Here is a 22,882-nt window from a genome sequence, read left to right on the forward strand (position 1 = left end):
AAAAGCGAAAAGTTGCTAAGACGTCTCGTTGGCTTTTGAAGGATAACGCTTTTCAGATGAATCAACAGCTTATGAACTCGGCTCAGCAGACAACGGTTCGAATCCTTTCACATCATATGGATCCGATTTTACTTACTGGGGGTCGTGATCTTTAAAAAGTGGCGTTGCAGCCAAACGCGGGATGACTGCTTTGCGCCCTCATTCCGGCCGTTCGACTGACGCCTGCTACCTCCCGAAGCCGACATTGCTTACGGCGCAGCCGAGCGCCAGCCCAATATTTCGGTGTTCGAACCCCATTCGGCCCGTCAGTCCCGCCGATTGCCCTCTATGCGCGATAATCTACGCGGTGGCTACCCAAGCACCGCCGATTGCCGCCGCAAGGAGGAGCTGTGTGTTTTCTAGCAATTATGTCTCTCCAGATATCCTTCGGTTTAGACATCGATGAAGTGGCTCGATTGCAGGGAGTGCTTTCCGCTTCAAAAATAAAAATAACCCCCGTACAGTATTCCCTTCGAGCAAATCTCAACGTAGGGTTACAATAAGAGACTGAGGGATGTGATGGCGTCGCAAGATTATGAAACTGAGAAAGTCGTCTTTCGCGATTTCTATGATGCCTCATGGGATACGATGGAAGCGGCCCGGAACGCCTTCCTCACCCTAGTTCGGTCGCTTCTTGCCACGGATGCAGCAATCGCGGGCGCCAAGGTCGAAGGGCGCATCAAGGAACGCGAGGAATGCTTAAGCAAGTTCCGGCTAAAGTATCAGACGGAGCTGGAAAGCACCAAGACGCCTTATGCCATTCGCGACCACATATCCGATCTGATCGGCCTACGTATTGTTTGCTTCTATGAGGATGATGTTGAGCGGGTGAAGGCGCTCATATCGGCGGAGTTCGACGTGCTTGGCGTCACCGATAAAACGGCGCAGATGGAGAAAACGGCGGACGCCTTTGGTTACAAGGGCCTGCATCTCGATCTACGACTGAGCGATGGTCGAAGGACGCTGAAGGAATATGCAGCCTATGCCGACTATCCGTTTGAGCTTCAGATTCGGACCGTTGTTCAGGATTCCTGGAGTATTCTCGATCATAAGATCAAATATAAGAAGTCGATCCCGAATGGCCTGAAGCGACGCATTAACACACTCGCGGCCCTGTTCGAACTGGCTGATCGCGAGTTCCGCGCCATTCGCGATGGGACGGCCGAAGAGATCGAGCGAACCGGTGCCTACGCCGAGATCGAGGAAGAATCGGAAGTAGTCCCGGCGGAGCCGGAAGCCGTCGTCGACGCCGCACCTCGTAAGTATGCCCCGCTCAACGCCTTCAGCCTCTTGCGGATCGCAAAGCATTTTTTTCCTGGGCAGGATTTCGAGCCGCACAAAGTCGATGGCTTTACCCAACAGGTCATCGACCTCAAGCCCGACATTAGCCGGGGCAAATTCAACTTCTATCTGCGAGAGACGATTAGCGAGGTGCGGCGCTACAAGGCCGACTTCGAGGCCGGCCCCGATGGCACTCCGCTTAATCCCTTCACTGTCATGCGGCACTGTCTTTATGCAGGCGATCCTGACCTCTTTGCTTCGCTCCTGACGGACAGGGCGCGAGATAGCTTCGATGCTTGGCGGGCGGATAACAGGCCCGCTGTGGAGGTCGACTGACATGGAGGTGCAGCTATCATGCATAGAAGCTGACAAAGGCGCGCACCCCATTTTGCGAACGGTCCAAGCCATCACAACTCGCGGCATTGGATCGGATGAACGATCCTGTTCTTGCGCCTCAATACGCTCGCCAAGTCAGGTGTAATCGTGGCCAAATCTCCTATCAACAATGCAGGCTCTAAAGCCGGTCGTGGATTTCGGTATCAGGACGCGGTTGGCGTACTGCTCGCTGTCCAGGGCTGGGCCGGGCTGTCTCTGTTCGGGCGGATCACGCCTGAGGCCAACGATGATTTGGACCTCGCCAGCTCGAACGAAATTGTATTCGCGCAGGTCAAGTCACGGCGCGATGTGGCAGGGCCGTTCTCGGCTTCGGCGGTCGCGACCTTTGTACTGGAACTTTGGGATCGGTATGACGCTGCCGTTGCTACGCCGGATCAACTGCTGCTGATTCTGGAGCGGCCCTTGAAGGACTGGATCCCGGTTGCATCCGGGGTGAGTGGTGACCAGTTGCCTGCGGCCATTCTGTCGGTTCCCAAACTTCGGGATGATCCGCGCGCTGCAACGCTCGCTGCAAAGACGCGGTTGATTGTTCATGCATCGCCGATGGAGGACGCAATCGCCCTTCTGTCCCGGACCCTGGGCTGCACGTCCACCGAGGCCTCAATCCATTATGGCGAAATTCTACGTCTCGTAGGGACGCTCTCCGACGAGAATGGCTTCAGGCCGCCGAGCGCCGTCGGGTCTATTGGGAAAACCGATATTACCGCCCTAATCGACCGCATGCGATCGCTCGTGGCCTTGGGCGACATGGAAGCAGCGTTGCAGGCGGGAATTTGTGAAGCGATCGACTTCATTACGCCGGTTAGGGACCACAATTTCTACCTCGGCGTCGATGTCGAGCCGGGCCACATCGCCGCTGGCCTGGTTGCGGAACGGCCTGAAGCGCGACTTTCTGTTTTGGAGGCTATCGAGACGCGCGGTACGGCGCTGATAGCGGGACCATCTGGGGCGGGAAAATCCGCGCTCATGTGGGACGCGGCATCCGTCAGCCGCCATGTCGTTCGCTGGTATCGCGTGAGGTCGTTGTCCGAAACCCAAGTTCCCATGCTGCCGCGTCTGGCCAGGGCGCTACGCGCCAATCCCGCAGCGCCAGTTGGCTTCATTTTCGACGATGTTGGTGGAGAACTGCGAGCCGGCTGGGATGCGCTTGTGCGGTTGACGCCTGCGTCGTCAGGTACGGTCTTGCTGGGCTCGATCCGCGAGGAAGATCTGTTCCAGCTCGAAACCCGCGCCAAGACCGTCGAAATTCGGGCGACCGCCGACGATGCGCTGGCCGAGCGCCTTTGGCGGGAACTGGGCGAACGTGGCCAGACCGCATGGGCCGGTTGGCGCGAACCCTGGCAGATGGCGAAGGGGCTGATGCTCGAGTTCGCCCACATTCTGACGCAAGGGGAACGGATGTCGGCGGTGCTGGCCGAGCAGATCGATCGCCGGGACCGTGAAGCGCGTGACTTGGAACTCTCGATCCTCCGGATTACCAGCTTCGCCGGTGCGGCCTCCGCCATGGTGGACGTCGACCGACTCGCTCAAACTGTTGCAGCGTCTGATGCGGAGGTCTCCCGGGCTCAACGTCGGCTCGTCGACGAGCATCTGTTGCGGGCGACGACCGACGGTCTGATCGGCGGCATGCACCAATTGCGATCCGCTGAGATTTTGCGTCTCACGCACAGGACACCACCGCCGACCCTGGCGACCACGATCGACCGCACTGTACCGACTATTCCGGCCGACCATCTCGAACGCCTCATTGCTCACGCCGATCTGACGGAACCGCATCTCGATGTCCTGATCGATAGCCTCACGCGTAGGCTGGACGCGGAGCCGGACCCAGATGCCGCTACCTCCGCTTTCAGGGGGTTGGGCGAGCGGCACATCAGGGCGACGCTTGACCAGTGGCTGCCGACGGTTCACGCGCGCGGCGTCGCACCGACCTTGATCAGCACCGCCGTCATGTTCGGCATCGCCGGCGTCGATTTGATCGAACTCGCGCCGCTCGATCAGATCAACGCAGCGGCGCGAGACCTGCGCAGGGCTCAAACTGGTGATCCCCGAAGCATCCTCCTGAGCCGCCTGTCTGCCGCTACGCTGAAACGGTTCGCTACCGACGCGTCTGCTGAATCTATAGAAGAAATGCTTGCGAGCCTTGTGGGTGTTGACGTGCGCCGGCTTGTGCAGGCGCTTGAGTCTCGGGACATCGACCTTGCCGACCTTCCTCTCGACCTCGTGGTTCGCCTGCTCGGGACGATCAGCCTTCATGACCCACGACTGGCCCTTCGCCTCGTATCGTCAGCCGGACAGGAGGCGGTGCTGGCGCGGCTTCACTCTGAGACGCCATGGTCCTCTACCTTCACCGTCCAAGACGAAGCGGAAGGCCGGGTGGCGACGGGTGAAGTCCGCGTGGTCGCCGCATCGATCCAGACCGATATTCACGGCGAGGTGGTTGCCGTCGCTGAGAGGCTCTTTGCTTTGGTGCCGGATGCGGACATCGCCGCGGTGATGGCCATTTCCGCGGATGGCGAGCCGGCTGGGCTGCCCAATTTTCCCACGGCGGTGAAACGTATGCTGCGTTCTGCCTTGCCGGCGGAGGCGCTGCCGCGCTGGAACAGGCGCTGGCTGTCAGCGACCTCGGCAGCTCTGGGCACTTCGAGCTACACCGACTTCCTTCGACGTGGGCATGAAGGACTCAAGCTTGCGGTCCCAGCCTTGGAGCACCTGATCGATGCCGCGTTGCGCGGTAAGGAGGCAGAGGCAGCGTTGGAGCGCCTTGGCGAAGCTTTCGAGATTTCTCGACTCCTGACTTCGCCGGCAAACGGCGTAGCGATACCCGGAACGCCGGCATCGGACAGCGGCGCCTATGTCTCGGATCTACAGAGCGTAATTCACGATGCCAGCAGCGATTTGCTGCGCAAGTTTATCCGGTTGCCTGACGGGCATGGCGCGTTCGCCCTCTGGACCGGTGGCCTTCTCGAACGTGTAAGCCGCGCTGAACAGGAACCCTGGCATCTTCTTGATGCTGACGTTGCGCCGTTGTTCGAGCTGCTGCGAGACCTCATCAAAAACATGAAAGTGCTTGCGGGTGAAGCGGCGAGACGAGCAGAAAATCCGGCAATGCGATGGAGGCGCCTCGCCAAGGCAGCGAGGCCCGGTAACGCCTTGCGTTTGGTCGCGTGTCAAGCGGAGCAGAGTGTGGCTCGCAGCCTCGCGGCGCTGAAGCTGGAGACGACCAGACAACTGGGCGAGCGCGGCCTTATAGGGCACGTATATGTGCGCTGTGACGATGCACCGTCGGTCGCCTGGCCGTTCGCGACTGTCTTGATGGTGATCGAGGTGGAAAATATCAGCGATTGGCACCCGCTTATTCGTGTGCATTGGGAAGCGCTGAAGGCGGCCGTCGGCGATGGTCGTAGTCTCGTGCTCGCACCGCTGATCGGTGGCATCGTCGCCTCGCGTCTCACGGTCGAAGGCGTAAGCGTGGCTTTCCCAGCTCCCTATGCGGCCGACCAAGACCTCCAGGCTGAAGGTCAAAGCCTGCTTGACGACGTCCACTCCCGTCGGCTCTCTAGCTTGCTCGACGCGGTGTTCGAGCAGGCCGCCATGCGTCTTTACGACTATGGTAATGCGGGTCGCCCGCGTTTGGAACGCGATGCCCGCGAGGCCGCTGCTGCAAGCCGGACCGATGCCTTGGACCTGTTGCTTCAGGGTCTGGGCGATGAATTGCCGGATTTCCCCTCGCTGCTCACCCAATTCCTGCATCGGATTGACCAAGGCGAACTTGCCTTCGCCGAAGAACTGGCCGCCACCCTGCATGGCCATGATACGCTTGCGGGCCGGCAGGTAGAGCGCCTCCAGCATATGCTTTTGGCAATAGACCTCATCACCCAAAAGCAGGGGCGGGAGAACGTTGTCACCTGACCTGGTACCACATGTACCTTCCGATGGTCATCGCTCGCGTCCGGACCCGGTGAATAGACATCGTCTGCAAACAGCGGTACGAAAAAGCGGCGTTATAGTGCTAAAGCGTACACGTAGTGCACATCATCGGGCGTGGCCCGCTGGAGGAAATTCGAAACGGTACCTCATGTTGCGGACACGCTGTGGATGTCTGCTTTATCAGCCATGCTTTTCGGAGCCATACCGACGGCTTCCGGCCACAAATAGGCCATTACATGCGGGCAAAGCCAATGTCCGTTACTGAGGAATTTCAGACGGATAGCTTTTGTAACAACCGGGTCACCGGTTCGTATCCTTTCAAGAGCGCGACTATCCGTGACCTAGTCGTGAGATTGTTCGAAAACCCAGATTGCAGGTCGTTGAATCGGGCGTGTTGGACATGCGGGCGGCAACGCGATAGCGCTCGCAGTAGCTTCTGTGGCACAGATACGAACCGCCGCGCGTAGTCCGGCGGTCGCCCGCTGCCGGACCGGAAGGGTCGTGCGGCGGCGATCGCGTGTAATAGTCCCTGTCATACCAGTCCGCACACCATTCCCACACATTGCCGATCATGTCGTACAGGCCGAAATCGTTCGGCGGATAGCTTGCCACCGGCGCTGTCGCCAGCCAGCCGTCGGCGCCCGTATTGCGTCTTGGAAAGTCCCCCTGCCAGACATTCGCCATGTGAACGCCGCCCGGCTCGAGATCATTGCCCCAGGGAAATCTGAGGCCCTTGTGCCCGGCTCGGGCTGCATATTCCCACTCCGCCTCGCTCGGCAGGGCTCGCCCGGCCCACCGACAATAGGCTTGAGCATCATCGTAGCTAACGTGGACGACCGGATGCCTGCCTGATTCTTCGATGCTCGAGCGACGGCCGAAGGGATGGCGCCAGTCAGCGCCCCTAGGCACCGATTTTGCGAGTGTGACGTCCTTCGTTGAGAAAAGGGCAAGGGAAGCGACGAGCGGCGTCACGAACCTGCAACTACTGTTATAAGATGGTCGATAATCAATTCGATTCGCGCCTGCCCAGGATTCTACAAATTGCAGACATTTTCTTCACAACACTTTGCCTTGCTCCGGGAATGGCAGGGTCGGAAATATGACCGAGACAACCCCGATCACCAGCGCGTTTATCAAGAGTTGAAAGCCGCATACGACCTCACAAAGCAGTGGGCTGACGGTGTCCTTGCCGCCCTTTTCCCATCGGGAACCGTCACCTGCCGGCGGCGGCCGACCAATCAGGGCAACAATTTCGAACGGTACAATTGGGCCCGGATATACCCGACGAAAAATGCGCCTGAACGATTGGCCTACACGGTTGGAATCGATGCCGAAGGTTGCTTCGTGGTCAAGATCGACACGGTCCATCTCAGCGATAATGATCCAATCCGTAAAAAATATGCGGAGATGCGCGGCCCCTATGACAACGCTTCCCCGATAGTGGCGATGATGTCGGCGGCGGATGGGGTGGACAGACCTATCTCGGACCTTGTCGCCTGGAGCGTCGCAGAGATCAACAAGTTTTCTACGGGTTACGATGAATTGGCAAAAGCGCTAGGCCTTGGATCCCTCGACGATGAGGAAATCCTTCGCCGGTTCGACGGAAAGGCCGCCTTCAAAAGTGCCCGCGCGTCATGGACGCCACAGGAGACCGAACTCTTTTGCCGCCTAGCGCGCCTGGTGCATGAGCGCGACCTTGATTGGTGGCATATCGACACGGACATAGAGGTCCGGTTCGGCCGCAAGGAGCCAGGCAGCGAGCGCGCTATTGGCGTTCTCGGGACTGTTCACGGGCGCGCGTCTCGGACATTAAGCCTCAGGCACGACTTAGGAGACCTGTCGAAGTTCACGCGGCAGCCAGTGACGGCGGATCTTGTAACGCAGCTTGAGGCTGCCCTTTCGTCGAGCAGCGCCGTGCTCCTCGATTGGGCGGCTCCAAGCCAGGACCGCCCCGGCTATTGGCCCGATGAAGCGTCGTTTGAAAAGGCAGAGGGCGACGTCGAGAGTGAGCGCGATGACATCTGGTCCTCCGCGAAGGCAACCTCGCCATCTCCACGGAACGTCATCTACTACGGTCCGCCAGGGACCGGAAAGACCTTCGCAGTTCGCCGCCTGATCGAGGCCGACTATCAGGAGACGTCGGTGACACATGACGCCGACGAATGGCGCAGAAGCTTCATTGCGGAGAAATTCACCGAGCTCCGGTGGTGGGAAGCGATTGCCGCCGCACTCTACGACCTGCGGAAACCTTCGAGGGTGACCGAGATCCGGGACCACCAAATCATTCGAACAGTGGAGGCCGCGAACAACAACAACCATGTGCCGTCGACGATCTACCGTGTGCTTGCATCGCATGCGATTGCCGCGGCACAGGGCCAGGCGCACGCGCCGATCATTTTCGAGAAAAGCGAAAACGCGCTTTGGACTCTTGCGGGCGAATGGAACGAGGCCTGCGGCGAGATCGTCAAGCTCGTCGACGAGCTCCGCCGCGGTCCTCCTGCAGGCAGTGTTATCAAGCGATATGAGTTCGTCACCTTTCATCAGTCCTATGGGTATGAGGAATTCGTCGAGGGCCTGCGACCGCTCCTCGACGGGGAAGGCGAGGGGAGTGGCGTCGCCTACAGGATCCGCCCCGGCGTCTTCCGCGTGCTTTGCGAGGCAGCCAAAGCCGCACCGGATCACCGTTTCGCGATCGTCATCGACGAGATCAATCGTGGCAACATCAGCAAGATCTTCGGAGAACTGATCACTCTTATCGAGGTCGACAAGCGCCGGGGCATGAAGCAGGAGATAACCGTGACGCTTCCCTACTCAGGTGACAAATTTTCCGTGCCGGCAAACGTCGACATCATCGGTACGATGAATACGGCTGACAGATCGCTCGCCCTCCTCGACACCGCGCTGCGGCGCCGGTTCGATTTCAAGCCGGTCTATCCGGACAGCCGCGACGAAGCGGGTGCCCCACTACAGGGTCTGCGAGTGCAAACGGAGGAAGCGACGATTGATATTCCGCAGATGCTTTCAGCCATCAACGAGCGAATCGAAGCTCTCTATGATCGTGACCACACGATCGGCCACGCCTACTTCGAGCGTTTGAAAGATCGCCCAGATGGGCTTGAGCGGTTTGAGGCACTTTCAGCAATTTTCCGGGCGAATATCGTACCGCTGCTCGAGGAATATTTCTTCGAAGACTGGCAGAAGATCAGGCTCGTGCTCGGCGATAACCAGAAAGAGCCGCCGGCGCAGTTCGTGGCTGAGGTCGGTGATGCGCAAGAGGAATACCGGAGGCTCTTCGGCGCGAATTCATCGATAGATTCCTTCGCCGCCAAGCCTAGGTTCGCTCTCCAGCCCGGTGCGTTCTCTATGCCATCGGCTTATGTCGGCATATACAAGATCTTCCGCTGATGGTCTATCCGAACCCCGGTCGCACGCTCACGATTCACGAATTCGACATGCTCGTCGGAGAGGACGCGGCGCAGTCAGGGCAGAACGCAGCCGCGGTTGTTCCAAACCATGTTTTCCAATGGCTTCAAGAACAATGCCTGGCCCAGACGGAGGGTAAGGAAGCAAGGTGGGCACGGCTGGCGCAGCGCGGCGGCCGACTACTCGTGCAGGTCACAAACTATGTTGGCGTGATCCGCGCGCCGGGCGGCGTGCAGATCGAGGTCTTGCCGAAGGTCGGCCGCGCTGGTGGTGCCGACGAAAGTTGGGCACGGCGCCTGCTTATCCGTATGCTCTCCTGCCTCGGTCCGTTTCGGCATATCAGGACCGCCCGCGCCGAGCTCACCGCGACCAGAATGTCGCTGCTCGAGGTTTTCGTGGCTGAATTCCTCGATGCGGTTTCCGCCGTCATCAAACGCGGACTCCGGGGAGCCTATGTAACACGCCAAAGCAATCTTCTATTTCTGCGGGGCAAGCTCATGATGTCTGATCACCTCCGACACAACCTTGTTCGCGCAGACGCCTTTTTCACGGAACATGACGACTTCTCAACCGATCGCCCTGAGAACCGGCTAATCCACGCAGCGTTGAATGAAGTGATCGCTCAGTCGGTTTCGCTTGAAAATCAGCGACGGGCGCGGGAACTGCGCTTCGTCTTTTCCGATGTCCCTCCAACTGGCGACGTCACCGGGGATCTCAGGAAGCTGCAGCCGGACCGGAGCATGATCCACTATGGCGAGGCACTTGCCTGGGCCGAGCTGATCCTGACCGGCTTCTCTCCTTTGACGGGCGTCGGCAACAGGTCAGCGTCATCACTGCTCTTTCCCATGGAAACGCTTTTTGAGGCCTATGTCGCCAAACACCTCGAACATACGATCGATCCCGCCTTGCGGCTGAAGGTTCACCCGGCGACCCATTATCTCGTCGAGTACGAGGCGGAGCAATGGTTCCGGCTGGAGCCGGATCTTGTCGTGCGGAAGGACGGCCGAAACATTGTGGTGCTTGACACCAAATGGAAGCTGCTCGACGTTATCGAAACAATGCGGAAAGAGAGGTACAATCTTTCGCAAGGCGATTTCTACCAGCTCCACGCTTATGGTCACACTTACCTGGGAGGGGAGGGCGACGTGGTGCTCGTCTATCCAAAGACAGAGGCGTTCCGTCGCCCACTCGAGCCTTTCATCTTCCCGAGCGCACAAAACCTTCGGCTTTGGGTGTTGCCGTTCTGCCTCGATACCGGGACACTGGTATGTCCTGCTAACCAGCCCGATAGGCCTTCCTTTCCGATGATCCTGCAAGTGCATCGCCACGCTGCCTCTATTTCAGAGCCCCCTTACCCCCACGTTTTTCCCAATCCCATCGCACCGTCTCGATCTTGAATATCGGTAGGCTGGGGATCAAGCATAAGTGCTCGACCATCCATGTCTACCATCGCCTGTCACTTGCGACCTTTGATCTTCTTGCACGCGTCATAGCCACGCGGACCCCCGCTCTCGATGGTCTTGACGCTCTGGCTATCCAGGACAGCAGCACTCGACTTGGCTTCTCGACCAGCCCGCTCACGGTCCAGCGATACGAGGCAGCGATTAATCCTTGTAAACTGCCCGCTATCGCGCCATCGGCAGAAATAGCCGAACACTGTGCTTTTCGACGGTAGGTCTTTTGGAATAAGCCGCAAGGGGATGCCGCCGCGCAGAACGTAGAATATCGCGTTGACGATTTCGCGCATGGCCAGATAGGCTTGCGTCCTCGTCGCGCAGTGTGAGGCAGGAGCACTGAAAACACCTCCCATTCCGCATCCGTTAGGCCGGTTTCGTATCGGAGCTGATTGCGACTATAATGCCGGTGGTCGGATTCCACATGGCGCTTCCATTCATGTCTCAGACCCCCGATTGGAATCATCTGCGGCCCGATCACTCAACCCCAATTCTCGGACGGAGTCAGAGCGGGCAGCCGAAGTGAGACGTGTGACGTGTTTTACAATTTAATTCGGAGGCGCCGCTCAACACATCTCGCACTGGCTTGCTATGCAGTCTGCGATTGAGGAAGGTAAAAAGCGAACCGAATCCGCAGGTGTTCAATTTCACAACGCTTTGACCCGGATTTGCATTTGAGGCTGATCCATTCAGTGGCTGAGAACGCATTGACGAATTTGCGATATCGCCATCCGGGCAGGGTCGCGATGAAATGCAAAACTGGGTGAAATCTCGACACAAATGAACATGGTGCCGATAGAGTGCCGGGCTATCCGTGATTCAAAACGGTATCCGCAGTTGGAGAAGATTTTCCGACGGTGCTGATTTTGTGTGCGACCGCGACGAGGAAGGGAAGAAATCGGCGAACCCTATCCTTTCGTTGGACGGCTACGGGCGCCACTCCCGGACCTGTCGCACGAGATCACCGACATGAGCTGGAGGCGTCGTTTTCATAATGCCGTGCCCCAGATTGAACACAAAGGGCCCTTTGCTCGTCGCACTGAGGATGCGGTCGACTTCGATTTCCATCGGCCGTCCGCCAATCAAGAGCATTTGGGGATCGAGATTGCCCTGGATGCAACGACCAAGGCCACGTTGTAGCTTTTCCGCGGCCCAGCTTAGCGGCACAGTGGTGTCGAGCCCGATACAATCGGCCCTGGTCGCCTCGGCGTATCCGTCATAGAGCAAGCCGGCTCCCCTTGGGAATGCGATGACAGGTGTTGCCGGACGCGAGAGATGGAGCGCGGCGACAATCTTGGCGACGGGCTCCACACACCACCGCTTGAAATGCGGCTCGGGCAGAATACCGGCCCAGCTGTCGAAAAGTTGGACGGCCTCAACACCTGCGTCAATCTGGTGCTCCAGATACTCGATCACGGCCGTCGTCAGCATGTCTATAAGCGTCTGAAACCCATCCGGATCGTTGAACGCCCAATGCTTGACCGCTGCATGGTTGGATGATGCGGAAGCCGAGCCCTCGACCATGTAGGTCGCGATCGTCCACGGCGCACCAGCATAGCCGATCAGCCCGACATCGGACGGCAAGGCCTCAGACAGCAATCGAGCGGTCTCGTATACGGGAGCGAGTTCTTCATGTAGACGCCCGAGCTCCAGGCACTGTTTGATATCGGACGTCGATCGGATCGCAGGCGACAGAGCTGGCCCCTCATCGGATCGGTATTCGAGCGTCTGCCCCAACGCTGCGGCGATCTGCGGCAGGTCAGCGAAGATGATTGCGCCGTCAAGGTGGAACCAGTGGATCGGCTGCAGGGTCACTTCAACCGCGTGATCCGGAGACGTGCACAACCCCAACATACCGCCGGCGGCCTGTCGAGTCGTATGATATTCCGGCAGATATCGTCCGGCCTGCCGCATCAACCAGATCGGCGGCCGCTCCGTTTTCTCCCCGGCTAGAGCTCGCACAATCAGTTTTCTTGGATTCGTCATCCAACACCGCAAGTTCGTTTGAAACAACCAGTCGTAACGACGGATGTAACCAGACGAACGGGGAGACCGCAACTCCCTGACAATTGGACGAAGGGTACGATCGCGACGAATATCAGTCGTTCGCGGTAGGGACGCTCAATACTGAGCGCCCCTACCGCGAACAGTGCCGAATTGCTAGGCGGCGGCGCTCGCGCGCTTTCCACTTTGGCAGGTAGGCATCAAACGTTATCAGCATTCATGTCGTTTTCTTCGCAGTGACCAACAGACGTCTACGGTCGCGCTCCGGGCGCTAATATAAACGACTACAGCGCGCCAGTTCGCGCCATTGCGATCTCAGTGGAGTGCCATTAGGTTCATGCGCTGATCGGCGAATGGATCGAGTATAATGCTGAAGATTGCAATGAAGTACTGCCGGCGGGTTCTTTTCCTCACCGTTGCCATCGTTGTCGCCATTTGGTGGATCGGCATTGACGGCTTCCTGGTAGCATCGCGCGCGGAATCCGCAGCGGGCGACCGGCCCTATTGCATTGAGACGGTAGAACCCAAAAACGCGTCATTTTATCTTCGAGTTGAGAGGATCGAAGACCTCTCCTGGCGGCATATGTTCAACAGTCGGGGCCTGACGGAAATGTCAGGCCAAATTGGCGAACATCACGCAATCATGAAACTCGTCGATTCGCCCTGGTATCTAAATTGGTCCTACCGAGCATCTGCTTTCGTCGCGGAGGTCGCGAACCGGGAATATCTTATCAACAAGCCCAATGACTACCATGCGCCACAGCTGGACTGCACGCCCGTTGCCCACTTCGTAAAGACGCTAAAATGGTATTGATGATGACGAAGACGCACGTTCGCTTTCGACCGATAGTCGACGTCACCTCCATTAAAACGGTACGAGTTAAGACGCGTTCCGTATCGGAAAATCATCTATCAAAAATTCGCAAACGCGGACTTTACGGTACAGCAATTTCTAGGTTCTACTTAAAAACCCAAAGGAGGTTAATCAGGAAATTGAAAATAAAGGCGGTGCCTATGCCTAAGAATTTTGCCCAAAAGGGTGCGATCTCGAAGTTTCCCACAAGCAACAGCGTCATACAGACATTGATCGACAGACCCAACAGCGCACCCACCAAAAACAATGATGCGCGCTTGCGGCTGACAGCCTGCTTGAAGACATACCGGCTGGTGAGGCCGTAATTGACGGTGGCGGCGATCAACCAGCTCGAGGTCGCTGAAAAGCCCAGCGGTACGCTTATAGACAAGAGACCGCGAAACACCCCGAGATCGACAACGGAAGCCAAGCCTCCCGTAAACACATAGCGGATCGCCTTCGACAATATCATTCGAACACTTTCTCCCTCAGCAATGGTGCAAACAGCCGATCAGAGTAGTTCGAAAAAGTGCGCCAACCGTCGCGCGGCTTTTTGGAGCGAATGAACGGAAGGACGCCAGCGCGGCGGGCGGCGAGACCGTCCCGATCGGGCCTGTCGCCGATCAGAACCGTTTGTTCTGGACTTACGCCGGCGCGCTGCATCAGGACCCGCAGGCCACGCGGGTTCGGCTTCAAGACACCAACACCGACGTCGTCTGCGGATAATATATAATCGGCGGACAATTTCATTCTTTGCAGTTTCTCTTCGGCAGGGTAGTCGGAATAGATTCCGATTGCCTTGTTTCTTCTCCGCAGTCCCGCAAACAATTCGACCAGTCCGTTGTACCGACAAGACTCGATATAGGCGAGTGGACGACGTTGGATCCATTCAGCAACGATTGCCTCTATTTGTTCTGCTGAAACACCGGTTCGCGCGACGGTTTGCACCATTAAACCCTCCTGAAAACCGTCAATCTCCTGCTCTCCGATTAATTCACGTACCGATCGGTACTCCCGCAGCACCCGCAGATTGGTCAACTCGCGCGTCGCTAATGCATCGGCAATCATCTCGCCTGCCATGCGAAGACGCAGCTCGCGTTGATTGTAGAGCGTCCCGTCAACATCGAAGACGACGAAGTGGATCCTGTCCCAGTCAAAATGCTCCGCGATCATCGGATGGTAATGTAGTGCTGCTCGGTCAGGGTCACCAGCAACGGGATATCCACACACGTCGTGAAGATGAATGTTGCCACCAATGCCATGACGATGGCGAGGAGAGCTGGTTCGCGGAACAGTTTTTCCGGCTTCTGCGCCGTAGACCCCGGCTTCGTCGCCATCACGAAATAAGTCGTGAACATCGCAACAACAAAGGGCAGCACGAGAATGTACTCGATCCGATATTTGACCAGAAATACCGACAGGAAGGCAATGGAGAACAGGGAATAGGCGATGCAGGACGCAGTCAACGATACCTGCGTATATTGGGCGAAACTCATGCGGTATCGCGACAGTAACTCCTTGCCGTGCGACACGACGATTTCATCATATTCCGAAAGACGTTTTGCTGCCATCAGGAAGGCGCCGCCGAACCAGTAGGCCAGAATAATAGATCCCGGCGGTAAGGTGGTGGGGTCGATCATCGACCAGCCGATCATCAAGCGAATCGGATTGTTGATCGATTCCGAGATAACGTCGAGATAAGCCTTATCCTTGCTCCTGATCGGGTCGAGATTATAGATGATGCCCTGCATCGCAAACAGACAGGCGACGAAGAACAGAAGCTTGCTCGACAGGATCGCGCAGCCGAGTCCGACAAAGAGCAGTACGGCCCATTCGAGCTGAACCAGCCTGCCGTTCATGGCGCTTTGTACAGCAGAGCGTTTCGATTTCGTTGGATGATGCCGGTCGAACTCACGGTCGAACCACTCGTTAATGCAATAGTTCGCCGATGCGATACAAATGGCGGTCAAGAACCCGAGTAAGATGGATGAAGGCAGATCGTCGTTTCTGACTCCGCGGAGAAGAAACGCGAGGATAATGCCAGGAACGATGAAGATGTGCTTCGTACTATGGTCGAGCCGGGCGATGGCGATATAGTCGCGAAAGCCTGCCCGCCCCGACGCAGGCAACATGCTTTTACCCAAGCTCGTGTTCACGCCGAATGCCTCCCTTGTCTTCGGACAATCTATTTCCGATCATCGCCCAACAGATACACATCATAGGTTTCAAAATAATTTGCAGGTCCGAATTCCGCGAGTAGCGTGGTCTTGGACAGAAAGTCATTGATCTGCTGTTGCGAGGCATGAAAGGTCCAGTTGTAACCCTCGCCGTAGATCTGACCGGGGATCATGTTCTTCAATTTGTGCTGCATTAAAATCACCACCGGAGATCCGGTTCTGTCTTGCAGATCCTCGCTGACGTTCAAGGTTTCTCCGAGATCCGTGTCGAGCTGACCCTGTTTCGTAAAGTGGACATAGTTCCCGAATTTGTGTTCCCGGATCAGGTAGATCGGATTGGAGAGGTAGAATGGCAGCGCCTCAGCCAAATATTCCGGTTCAGCAACAATGATTGCCTTCGCCAGCTCCGGCCGAGATCGAATCAAACGACTAAGATCGGCACTCCGGCTCTCGACTCGGCCCTCAATAATCGCCAATCCTGCCGTCTTGAGGCCGAGGACTAGCAGCAGGCACGCCATAATCATGAACATTCCACAGCCGAACCGGAAAACAGCGTTCCAACGCAGCTTTCGTCTGCCTGAAAAACAGTCCGTTATTCGATCCCAGCTTATCCAGTAGAGGGCAAGGCAGAAGCAAAACCAAACCAGAGCATGCCGTTCGCTACCCGCTGATGCCAGACTGGAAAAAAGCGAGAAAACGAGAAGCGAGACAAGGGCCGCAACGAAGGCCGCCGGTCTGGCCAAAAGGCCAAGGGTTGCGCCAAATAGCACGAATGATCCGAGCAGGCTCGGGACCGTTGGGAGCAAGGTGCCTGGCGTCGTGCTTGCTGGATTAAACATCGCGCTCAAAGCAAGCATTGCCGGCGATTGCATGGAGAGGTCGATGACTGCGGCATCGTTGAAAGTTGGAAGAATCGTGACGCCGCAGGCGGCCAATCCTGCCGCCGCAATGAGCGCGTTGACAAAGAAGTTCGTGAGTGCCGGGGTCCAGCGCATTCCGCCTTCCTCAAGCAGATCGAGGAACCAGAAAAGCAGGAATCCCCCCGTCATGATCGCCGCGATGACGTTGGTGTTGGCGAGAAGGAAGAGGAGACAACCTATCAGATACCCGCGCTGCCGCCAGGCCGGATAGCTTGCGGCGACAATGAACATCACGAGCGCCGATATGCCGTAATTCCTGGCCATGACTGAATATTCATAAAGGAAGCCGTTGCTTCCCATGAACAGGACGACCAGGGTAAGGGGAAACGGCGAGCGGAAGAGGAGTAGGCCCACCGCAGCGGTCGCGATTAGGAAAGCAAGACCGGGCAACACCTGCACGCTTCCGAACACCGCATAAGCTAGACGTAGCAGCAGATACCAGATCGCCGGATGGCCTTCGCCATGGATCGTCACCAGCATCGCCCATACGTTCTCGCCGGAAAGAGCCAGTGACAGAGCTCGGACTTCATCCCGAAACATCACGTGCTGGTTAACCTGGATGCTGATCGCAACAAGCCAGATCGCGAGAACGACAAATTCGACAGGCCGGCGAGACTCCGTTCTCGACCGAGAGAAAAGCTTGAGCGGATCAGCCGATCTGGGTGCGGTTAGAGTATGCATCATTCTCGAGCTGCCACATAAGCGAGCGAATGCCCTGTATAAAATATCCCACCGCCAGCCAATTTGCCGCGACGTTGTTCTTCAGGACATCCTCACGAGAATTCCCAAGCCACACTCATGTTCTTAGCAACAGAGAAACTAAGATAAGCTTTAGACAACCACTCTAAATGTTGTGAGAATGCCATCGACTCTAAGTGGTATAACTGTTCGCCAACGTGATGCACTCTTTGAGCAGGCGGCTGTTCGTTTGTGCCGAGATTTTACCAACTTTTGCATTTCATCGCAGCCCTGCCTGGATGTCGGTATCGCAAGTTTGTCAAAGGGTTCTCATCCGCTGGATGGATCAGCCTCAAATGCAAATCTGGGTCAAAGCGTTGCGAAACTTAACACTCTTTGATGTTCAACCCCCCGGGTAGATGCGAGGTAAGTAAATGGGAGGGTTGCTCCGTCAGCGCGCCGTCCACGTGAAACAGCCCAAGGTGCCAGAGCCCCAAGTCGGAGAAGTCGCAGGCGCGCCGCTTGTGCTCGTCTGCGAGAGGCGGTTTCCATTTGCATCATAGCTGTAGGCGACACAGACGTTGCCGTTGTATAACGCAGTGGTCAGACGCCCCAACTGGTCATAGGTGTAAGAGGTCACCGCGGCAAAAGTGCTATCCGGGATTGCCAGCAGTCCAATCACCAGAATTTTGATCCACGATTGCGCAGGCTTGATCTGATTGATCATCTCTGTCCATCCGAATTGGGGTTTTACATCGTCGCGGCCTGCGACGCATAGCAGCGATTAAAGCCCATCATCGCAGTCGCCGGCCGGTTCACCGTGTATCCGCGAATACGGGGCGGATGGCGCAATACAGAACGAAACCGTGATTTGAAATGGACTTACGCCTCGTCCCAATTCAATTTCACGGAATCACTCGATTGGATGCAGGATCGTCATCAATATCCCAATAGGTTACAAGACCTCCTAAGGTAGAACCTGGGCGCCATAAGCTCGTCGAAGATATTCCTGTTATTCCACCAATGCCCACATAGGATAAGTTTCCATTCAGAAATGTCGTCTTTGCTTCTGACCAGAAAATGAGCCAGTTTTGACCATCCCACGAGGTTGAGAAAATTATATTTGTTCCATCGAACTGGATTCGAAACCAATTGGGTGCGTCGCTGATACCTTGGACATATGGATTTGTGTTCAGACTAATATTGGAATCGCACCGTTTGACGACGAGCGAGGCGCTGCTACTTCTTGATTCCATAACGGCACCAAGCATCTTGCCGGCGCTGTCTTTTATCCATACTCCGAATTCGGGAAAGCTGCCCATCAGCGTGGGGTATTTTGCGCGGAGCGTTAGCGTCCAAGTAGCGCTAGTCGGAACTATCCGATAGGCGCCTGGAAATGCAGTAGTATTGCTGGTTATGGGGACAGAATATACCAGCCCTACGTTCGCCACGTTGGTAACGGTTGGCACGATTGAAGCTGGACTGTCAATCATTGTAAATGTTGCTGCATTGGGTGGGGCAAACGGCCCAAACTCGCGTTGAAAGCTACTGCCACCGCCTGAACTGATGGTCACATTGCCAGGACTGTTTACGATGCTAATTCCAGTGCCAGCGGTAAGGGTCGATGCCTGGGGTGCCCCGCTTGAGTTGCCGATGATTAGTTGCCCATCCGACAAAGGGCCAATGCCGTTAAGGCCGCCGTTTCCATCGTTGAGCTGAACCGAATTATTGGCACCGCCCGGAGTCGGGATGCAATTTCGCAAAGATTCAAAGTTCGCCATCAGCTGGGTGGCGTCAGCCATTTGACCGTTGGTGAGTTGGTTGGGAATGTCACATTGAGCAAAAGTGGCGCTCGTAAACAGTAAGGCGCCGAAGAACGATATGATGCTGAAGCTGCGACGCATGGTTTGGTCCCTTTGTATCAAAGGCTCACGACATTCCATGACAGCACCTGAAACGACGCCGCCCATGTTTGTCTGATGTTGGGGGGGAATATGACCGCTGGACCGATTGTGCTTAAATTGCCGAGGACCGCTGTCGCGGAAACCGAATAGGCTGGAATGAAGAACTCGCCGTCTCGGGAAAATGACCAGATAAGATTGGTACCATCGTAGGTCAAACGCTGCCAGATAGGTTGAGCCGGCTGCGGAAATCCGACATCCTGGCTCATGATGTCGTTGACGCGGCTGTTCAAGCCGACGCCCCCCGATGTGATGTAATAATCGAAACGATAGTCCGTGGTGCTATATGCTGTGACGCCGAATTCGACAGCTTTATTGTTGACGGCATCGCGTACGGCAATGGACGGCATGGAGTAATCGGAAAGGCCGCCGGTGTAGACCCCCAGCATCGTGGCTTGCCAATGGCCGGACGGTGCGTTCATCTCCGCCATCATGGCCGCGCCGTTTACAGCGGCTGATGTGGACAGAACCATGCCACGGCTGGTGCCGGCAATCGCTGCGCTCGTCGGCGGAGTGGTTGACGTCTGCAGAGTGAAGTTTGCGGCGACCGGTTTGACCACGGCTGTGCCGTTCAGCCAGTCAGCACCACCGCCACCGAGGACGCCAGTCGTCGCAATCGAAATGCCACCTGGGGAGTTTGTAATGGCAATGCCCGTCCCGGACGACAAAGTCGCTGCGCTCGGAGGCGAGCCTGTGGCCCCGATCAGCAGTTGGCCATCGGTCAACGGCCCAACGGCGGCGAATCCGCCACTACCATTGTCGAGCTGGACACTGTTTTGTGCGCCTGCCGGAACTGTGCTGCCTAGACAGGTTGCGACAGCGTTGAAATCACCCATGACTGGGGCGTTGTCCACCACGCCACCATTGACGATCTGATTAGGAACAGTGCACGCGGCTTGTGCTGCGCCAGCATGCAGCGCAAGCAGAAAACCAACTGAGATCAAATATTGGCTTTTAGGCATGGCGGGCTCCGAAGATCGCGACAACTAGTTTGAAACGAGATTCCAGGAAAGTACGTGATATCCCGCATTCCAGGTCGAGTGAGAGGGTTGATAGAACATTACAGCAGGGCCGATGGTGCTCAGATTGGTCAGATAATCCGTCGCGGAGACTGTATAGACGGGCGTAAAGCTCTCGCCATCGCGCGAAAAGGACCAGATCAGATTGGTGCCATCATAAGTCAGGCGCCCCCAAGCTGGTTCGCTCGGCGCCGAGAAGCCGATATCCTGGATCGGGACGTCGCTGTTATAGGTATCCAGTCCGATCCCGCCGGACGACCTGTCATAGTCGAAGCGCTTCCCACCGCCATTGCCGCCAACCCCAAAGAGGATGGCCCGTTTGTTGGCGGCGTCTCGCACCGCGAGCGAAGGCAAGACATAGGAGGATATCGGTCCCGTGTAGACCGCAAGCATCGTTGCTTGCCAGTGCCCGGAGGGCAGGGAAACTTCCGCCATCATGGCGCGAGCGTCTGCAGTGGAATTCGCAGACAATAGCATACCCCGCGTCGTCGCGGTCAGCGTTGCGCCGGACGGGGGTGTCGTGCTCGTCTGCAGGGTGAATGATGTAGCGGTTGGCTTAACCACCGCCGGCTTGTTGAGCCAGTCGACGGCCGCCCCTGTGCCGCTACCGGTCGCTGAAACCGTGACAGATGCAGGGGCGCCGGCAATTGCGATGCCGGAGCCAGCCGAGAGCGTTCCAGGTTGCGGCGGATTGCCGGTGGATCCAATAAGAAGTTGACCATCGGTCAGCGGCGTTGTGCCCGCGAGCGACCCGCCTCCGGCATTATAGATCACCGAATTCGCGCCGGCACTCGGCACTTGGGCATCCGCGCAATTCGCAAGGGCGGTGAAGTTGGCACCTACTTTCGTCGCGTCGGCCAAATCCCCGCTTTGAAGCTGGTTCGGCAGCGCGCATTGTGCAAAGGCGGTGCCGGCACCGGTCGTCAAGAAGGCTGTGGCAAGGATCGGCGCGAGAAGCGAGACTCTGGGCATGAGAAACCTCAATGCTGGAGGGGCACAGTGTCACATGCTGGCAAGGCGCCAGGAGAGAACGTGATAGGCAGATGGCCAGCTTGCATGTGTGGGCTGCTGGAACAGCGCAACGGGCCCCACCCGGTCCACATTGGACAGATTGTCGACCGCAAGGACTGTAAATACAGTAGAGAAGACCTCACCGTCGCGAGAAAAGGCCCATGACAAATTGGTGCCATCATAGGTCACGCGCGACCAGATGGGCTGAGATGGGGGAGGCAGGCCGGCGTCGGCCGCCGTTGTCTGACCGAGTACGGTGTCAAGACCGAGCCCTCCGACTGTCCTGGTGTAGGCAGCTTGATACGAGGTCGTTCCGGACCCTCCGATACCGAACTCGACGGCGCGATGGCTGATCGAGTCACGTACGGCGATGGCCGGAAAGCTGGCATTGGCAAGCGGTCCGGAATAGACCGCCAACATCGTTGCCTGCCAATGGCCTGACGGTGTCGCGGTTTCGGCCATGATGCTGGTGCCGTCGGCGACGGCTGTGGTTGTCAACGCCATGCCACGGACCGTCGGCACCAGCGAAGCGCCGGCGGGCGCAGTCGTCGATGTCACGATGGAAAAGTTGCTCGACAAGGGCCTGATGACTGCGGCTTCGTTCAACCAGTCGACCGCATTGGCCGAGCCGCTGCTCGTTGCCGAGATGGTGATGCCGCCGGGAGCGTTCATGATGGCAATGCCGGGACCGGCGGTCAGCGCTTTTGCCTGCGGAGCGCCTCCGGTCGTTCCAATGACCACTTGGCCGTCGGGCAGAGCAACGCCACCCAACTTGCCGCTCGATGTTTCGAATTGAATCGTGTTCTGACCACCGGACGGTGTGGTCGCATCGGCGCAGCCCGCTACGGCCGCAAAATTCTGCATGACCTGCGTCGCATCCGCTGTTTGACCGTTGGACAAGACGTTCGGCACTGTGCACGCGGCCATCGCCGGCGACGCCGTCGTCGCGAGAAGTGCACAAATGAGAAAATTCAGTGCAAGGTTGCTTTCCGATCGCATCGGGCGTCCTCTTGGAAACTGATGAAAGCAATGCGCAAGCAAATTGAGACGCGCCTTAATTGCACAAATAAAGCAATTCCGTCAATTGAGAAAATATAGAACAGATTAAATTGATAATAGTAAAATATATTACCTCATGAACATGATGGTATTCTTCCGAAAAGCGCTCACTTTTCAGATTGAAATTGAAGACTATGCTTCGATTCCCGGTTTTTACGGGATTGTAATTCTGATTATTGTATGAGAATTCTATTTCTAACGCTGGGGGCTTCGCTGAATGCCATCGCAGGCGGCTTGAGATGAGTCCGAAGAGCGCTGCAATTCATGCGAAAGTTACCAATCAAAAAATAATCTCACAAGATGCAGATCGTGCGACAGTAAACAAATTTCTCACAGGGATAGAGCGATGATTTCAAGGCTCGGCTTCCAGATAATTGTTTCGACTGTGCTTTTGGCGAGCGCCGTTCCCGTGTTCGCGGATACGAAATCGAGTGATTTTGGCTACGACGCGAACGGGCGCCTGACGACGGGGTTTTATGACAACTCGAAATGCATCGTTTACGGCTACGACCCAAACGGCAATCGCACATCGCAGCAGACCGCGACCAAGGATGCTTCACCACCCATCTGGGGCCAGGTCAATTGGGGCGCTGTCAACTGGACGAATGGCGTCGCTGATGCGATCTGGGGCTCCGGGTCGTGGGGCTGCATCCTTTGGACCCAGCCGTGAGCAGGAT

General features: G+C 57.0%; 18 protein-coding genes and 1 pseudogene. 6 read left to right on the forward strand and 13 right to left on the reverse strand.

What is annotated here, in order from left to right:
* The first annotated feature begins 558 nt into the window (after positions 1 to 558).
* Together ABOK31_RS33425 and ABOK31_RS33430 are read left to right on the forward strand one after the other, a co-directional pair.
* The gene (locus ABOK31_RS33425; RefSeq protein WP_349963028.1) at positions 559 to 1,656 is read left to right on the forward strand and encodes a (p)ppGpp synthetase; all 1,098 of its coding nucleotides are present in this window, start codon (positions 559 to 561) and stop codon (positions 1,654 to 1,656) included.
* A gap of 111 nt (positions 1,657 to 1,767) precedes the next feature.
* Positions 1,768 to 5,628, forward strand: a complete 3,861-nt coding sequence (locus ABOK31_RS33430) for a hypothetical protein (RefSeq protein WP_349963029.1) — start codon at positions 1,768 to 1,770, stop codon at positions 5,626 to 5,628.
* 348 nt (positions 5,629 to 5,976) lie between these two features.
* Here the strand turns inward: ABOK31_RS33430 and ABOK31_RS33435 are convergent, their stop codons facing one another.
* Together ABOK31_RS33435 and ABOK31_RS33440 are read right to left on the reverse strand one after the other, a co-directional pair.
* Positions 5,977 to 6,618, reverse strand: a complete 642-nt coding sequence (locus ABOK31_RS33435) for a formylglycine-generating enzyme family protein (RefSeq protein WP_349963031.1) — start codon at positions 6,616 to 6,618, stop codon at positions 5,977 to 5,979.
* A gap of 84 nt (positions 6,619 to 6,702) precedes the next feature.
* Positions 6,703 to 7,014, reverse strand: a complete 312-nt coding sequence (locus ABOK31_RS33440) for a hypothetical protein (protein WP_349963033.1) — start codon at positions 7,012 to 7,014, stop codon at positions 6,703 to 6,705.
* Between ABOK31_RS33440 and ABOK31_RS33445 the strand changes: the two genes are divergently transcribed.
* Positions 6,991 to 9,051 (forward strand): AAA family ATPase, encoded by a 2,061-nt coding sequence (locus ABOK31_RS33445; RefSeq protein ID WP_349963034.1) that lies wholly within the window; start codon positions 6,991 to 6,993, stop codon positions 9,049 to 9,051. The genes ABOK31_RS33440 and ABOK31_RS33445 overlap by 24 nt on opposite strands.
* Entirely contained in the window at positions 9,051 to 10,466 is a 1,416-nt protein-coding gene (locus ABOK31_RS33450) for an McrC family protein (RefSeq protein WP_349963036.1), read from the forward strand. Before ABOK31_RS33445 ends, ABOK31_RS33450 begins: the two co-directional genes overlap by 1 nt.
* Here the strand turns inward: ABOK31_RS33450 and ABOK31_RS33455 are convergent.
* Together ABOK31_RS33455 and hemE are read right to left on the reverse strand one after the other, a co-directional pair.
* A pseudogene (locus ABOK31_RS33455) lies at positions 10,445 to 10,949 on the reverse strand (IS5 family transposase); the annotation flags it as partial. The gene ABOK31_RS33450 and the pseudogene ABOK31_RS33455 overlap by 22 nt on opposite strands.
* A gap of 501 nt (positions 10,950 to 11,450) precedes the next feature.
* Positions 11,451 to 12,509, reverse strand: a complete 1,059-nt coding sequence (gene hemE / locus ABOK31_RS33460) for a uroporphyrinogen decarboxylase (RefSeq protein WP_349963038.1) — start codon at positions 12,507 to 12,509, stop codon at positions 11,451 to 11,453.
* Between the two features lie 385 nt (positions 12,510 to 12,894).
* On the opposite strand from hemE, the gene ABOK31_RS33465 reads away from it, so the two are divergent.
* A complete protein-coding gene (locus ABOK31_RS33465) occupies positions 12,895 to 13,341 on the forward strand; it encodes a hypothetical protein (protein ID WP_349963039.1) in 447 nt (148 codons plus the stop codon).
* 145 nt (positions 13,342 to 13,486) lie between these two features.
* Here ABOK31_RS33465 and ABOK31_RS33470 read toward each other — a convergent pair whose 3' ends face one another.
* From ABOK31_RS33470 to ABOK31_RS33510, 9 genes are all read right to left on the reverse strand, one after another.
* Entirely contained in the window at positions 13,487 to 13,852 is a 366-nt protein-coding gene (locus tag ABOK31_RS33470) for a GtrA family protein (protein ID WP_349963041.1), read from the reverse strand.
* Complete coding sequence (locus tag ABOK31_RS33475; protein ID WP_349963042.1) at positions 13,849 to 14,553, reverse strand: HAD family hydrolase; 705 nt, start codon at positions 14,551 to 14,553, stop codon at positions 13,849 to 13,851. Before ABOK31_RS33475 ends, ABOK31_RS33470 begins: the two co-directional genes overlap by 4 nt.
* On the reverse strand, positions 14,550 to 15,536 hold the full coding sequence (locus ABOK31_RS33480; RefSeq protein WP_349963044.1) for a UbiA prenyltransferase family protein: 987 nt from the start codon (positions 15,534 to 15,536) through the stop codon (positions 14,550 to 14,552). The genes ABOK31_RS33475 and ABOK31_RS33480 overlap by 4 nt, the downstream gene beginning before the upstream one ends.
* Positions 15,537 to 15,565: 29 nt before the next feature.
* A complete protein-coding gene (locus tag ABOK31_RS33485; protein ID WP_349963046.1) occupies positions 15,566 to 17,161 on the reverse strand; it encodes a hypothetical protein in 1,596 nt (531 codons plus the stop codon).
* 445 nt (positions 17,162 to 17,606) lie between these two features.
* The gene (locus ABOK31_RS33490; protein WP_349963048.1) at positions 17,607 to 17,882 is read right to left on the reverse strand and encodes an RHS repeat domain-containing protein; all 276 of its coding nucleotides are present in this window, start codon (positions 17,880 to 17,882) and stop codon (positions 17,607 to 17,609) included.
* A 178-nt stretch (positions 17,883 to 18,060) separates the two neighbouring features.
* The gene (locus tag ABOK31_RS33495; protein WP_349963049.1) at positions 18,061 to 19,059 is read right to left on the reverse strand and encodes a hypothetical protein; all 999 of its coding nucleotides are present in this window, start codon (positions 19,057 to 19,059) and stop codon (positions 18,061 to 18,063) included.
* A 17-nt stretch (positions 19,060 to 19,076) separates the two neighbouring features.
* On the reverse strand, positions 19,077 to 20,078 hold the full coding sequence (locus tag ABOK31_RS33500; RefSeq protein WP_349963050.1) for a hypothetical protein: 1,002 nt from the start codon (positions 20,076 to 20,078) through the stop codon (positions 19,077 to 19,079).
* Between the two features lie 24 nt (positions 20,079 to 20,102).
* Positions 20,103 to 21,107, reverse strand: coding sequence for a hypothetical protein (locus tag ABOK31_RS33505; RefSeq protein WP_349963052.1), 1,005 nt, complete (start codon positions 21,105 to 21,107; stop codon positions 20,103 to 20,105).
* 30 nt (positions 21,108 to 21,137) lie between these two features.
* The gene (locus ABOK31_RS33510; protein WP_349963054.1) at positions 21,138 to 22,145 is read right to left on the reverse strand and encodes a hypothetical protein; all 1,008 of its coding nucleotides are present in this window, start codon (positions 22,143 to 22,145) and stop codon (positions 21,138 to 21,140) included.
* 406 nt (positions 22,146 to 22,551) lie between these two features.
* On the opposite strand from ABOK31_RS33510, the gene ABOK31_RS33515 reads away from it, so the two are divergent.
* Positions 22,552 to 22,875, forward strand: coding sequence for an RHS repeat domain-containing protein (locus tag ABOK31_RS33515; RefSeq protein ID WP_349963055.1), 324 nt, complete (start codon positions 22,552 to 22,554; stop codon positions 22,873 to 22,875).
* Positions 22,876 to 22,882: the final 7 nt, after the last annotated feature.

The sequence above is a fragment of the Rhizobium sp. ZPR4 genome, assembly GCF_040215725.1.
GTDB classification, from domain to species: domain Bacteria; phylum Pseudomonadota; class Alphaproteobacteria; order Rhizobiales; family Rhizobiaceae; genus Rhizobium; species Rhizobium rhizogenes_D.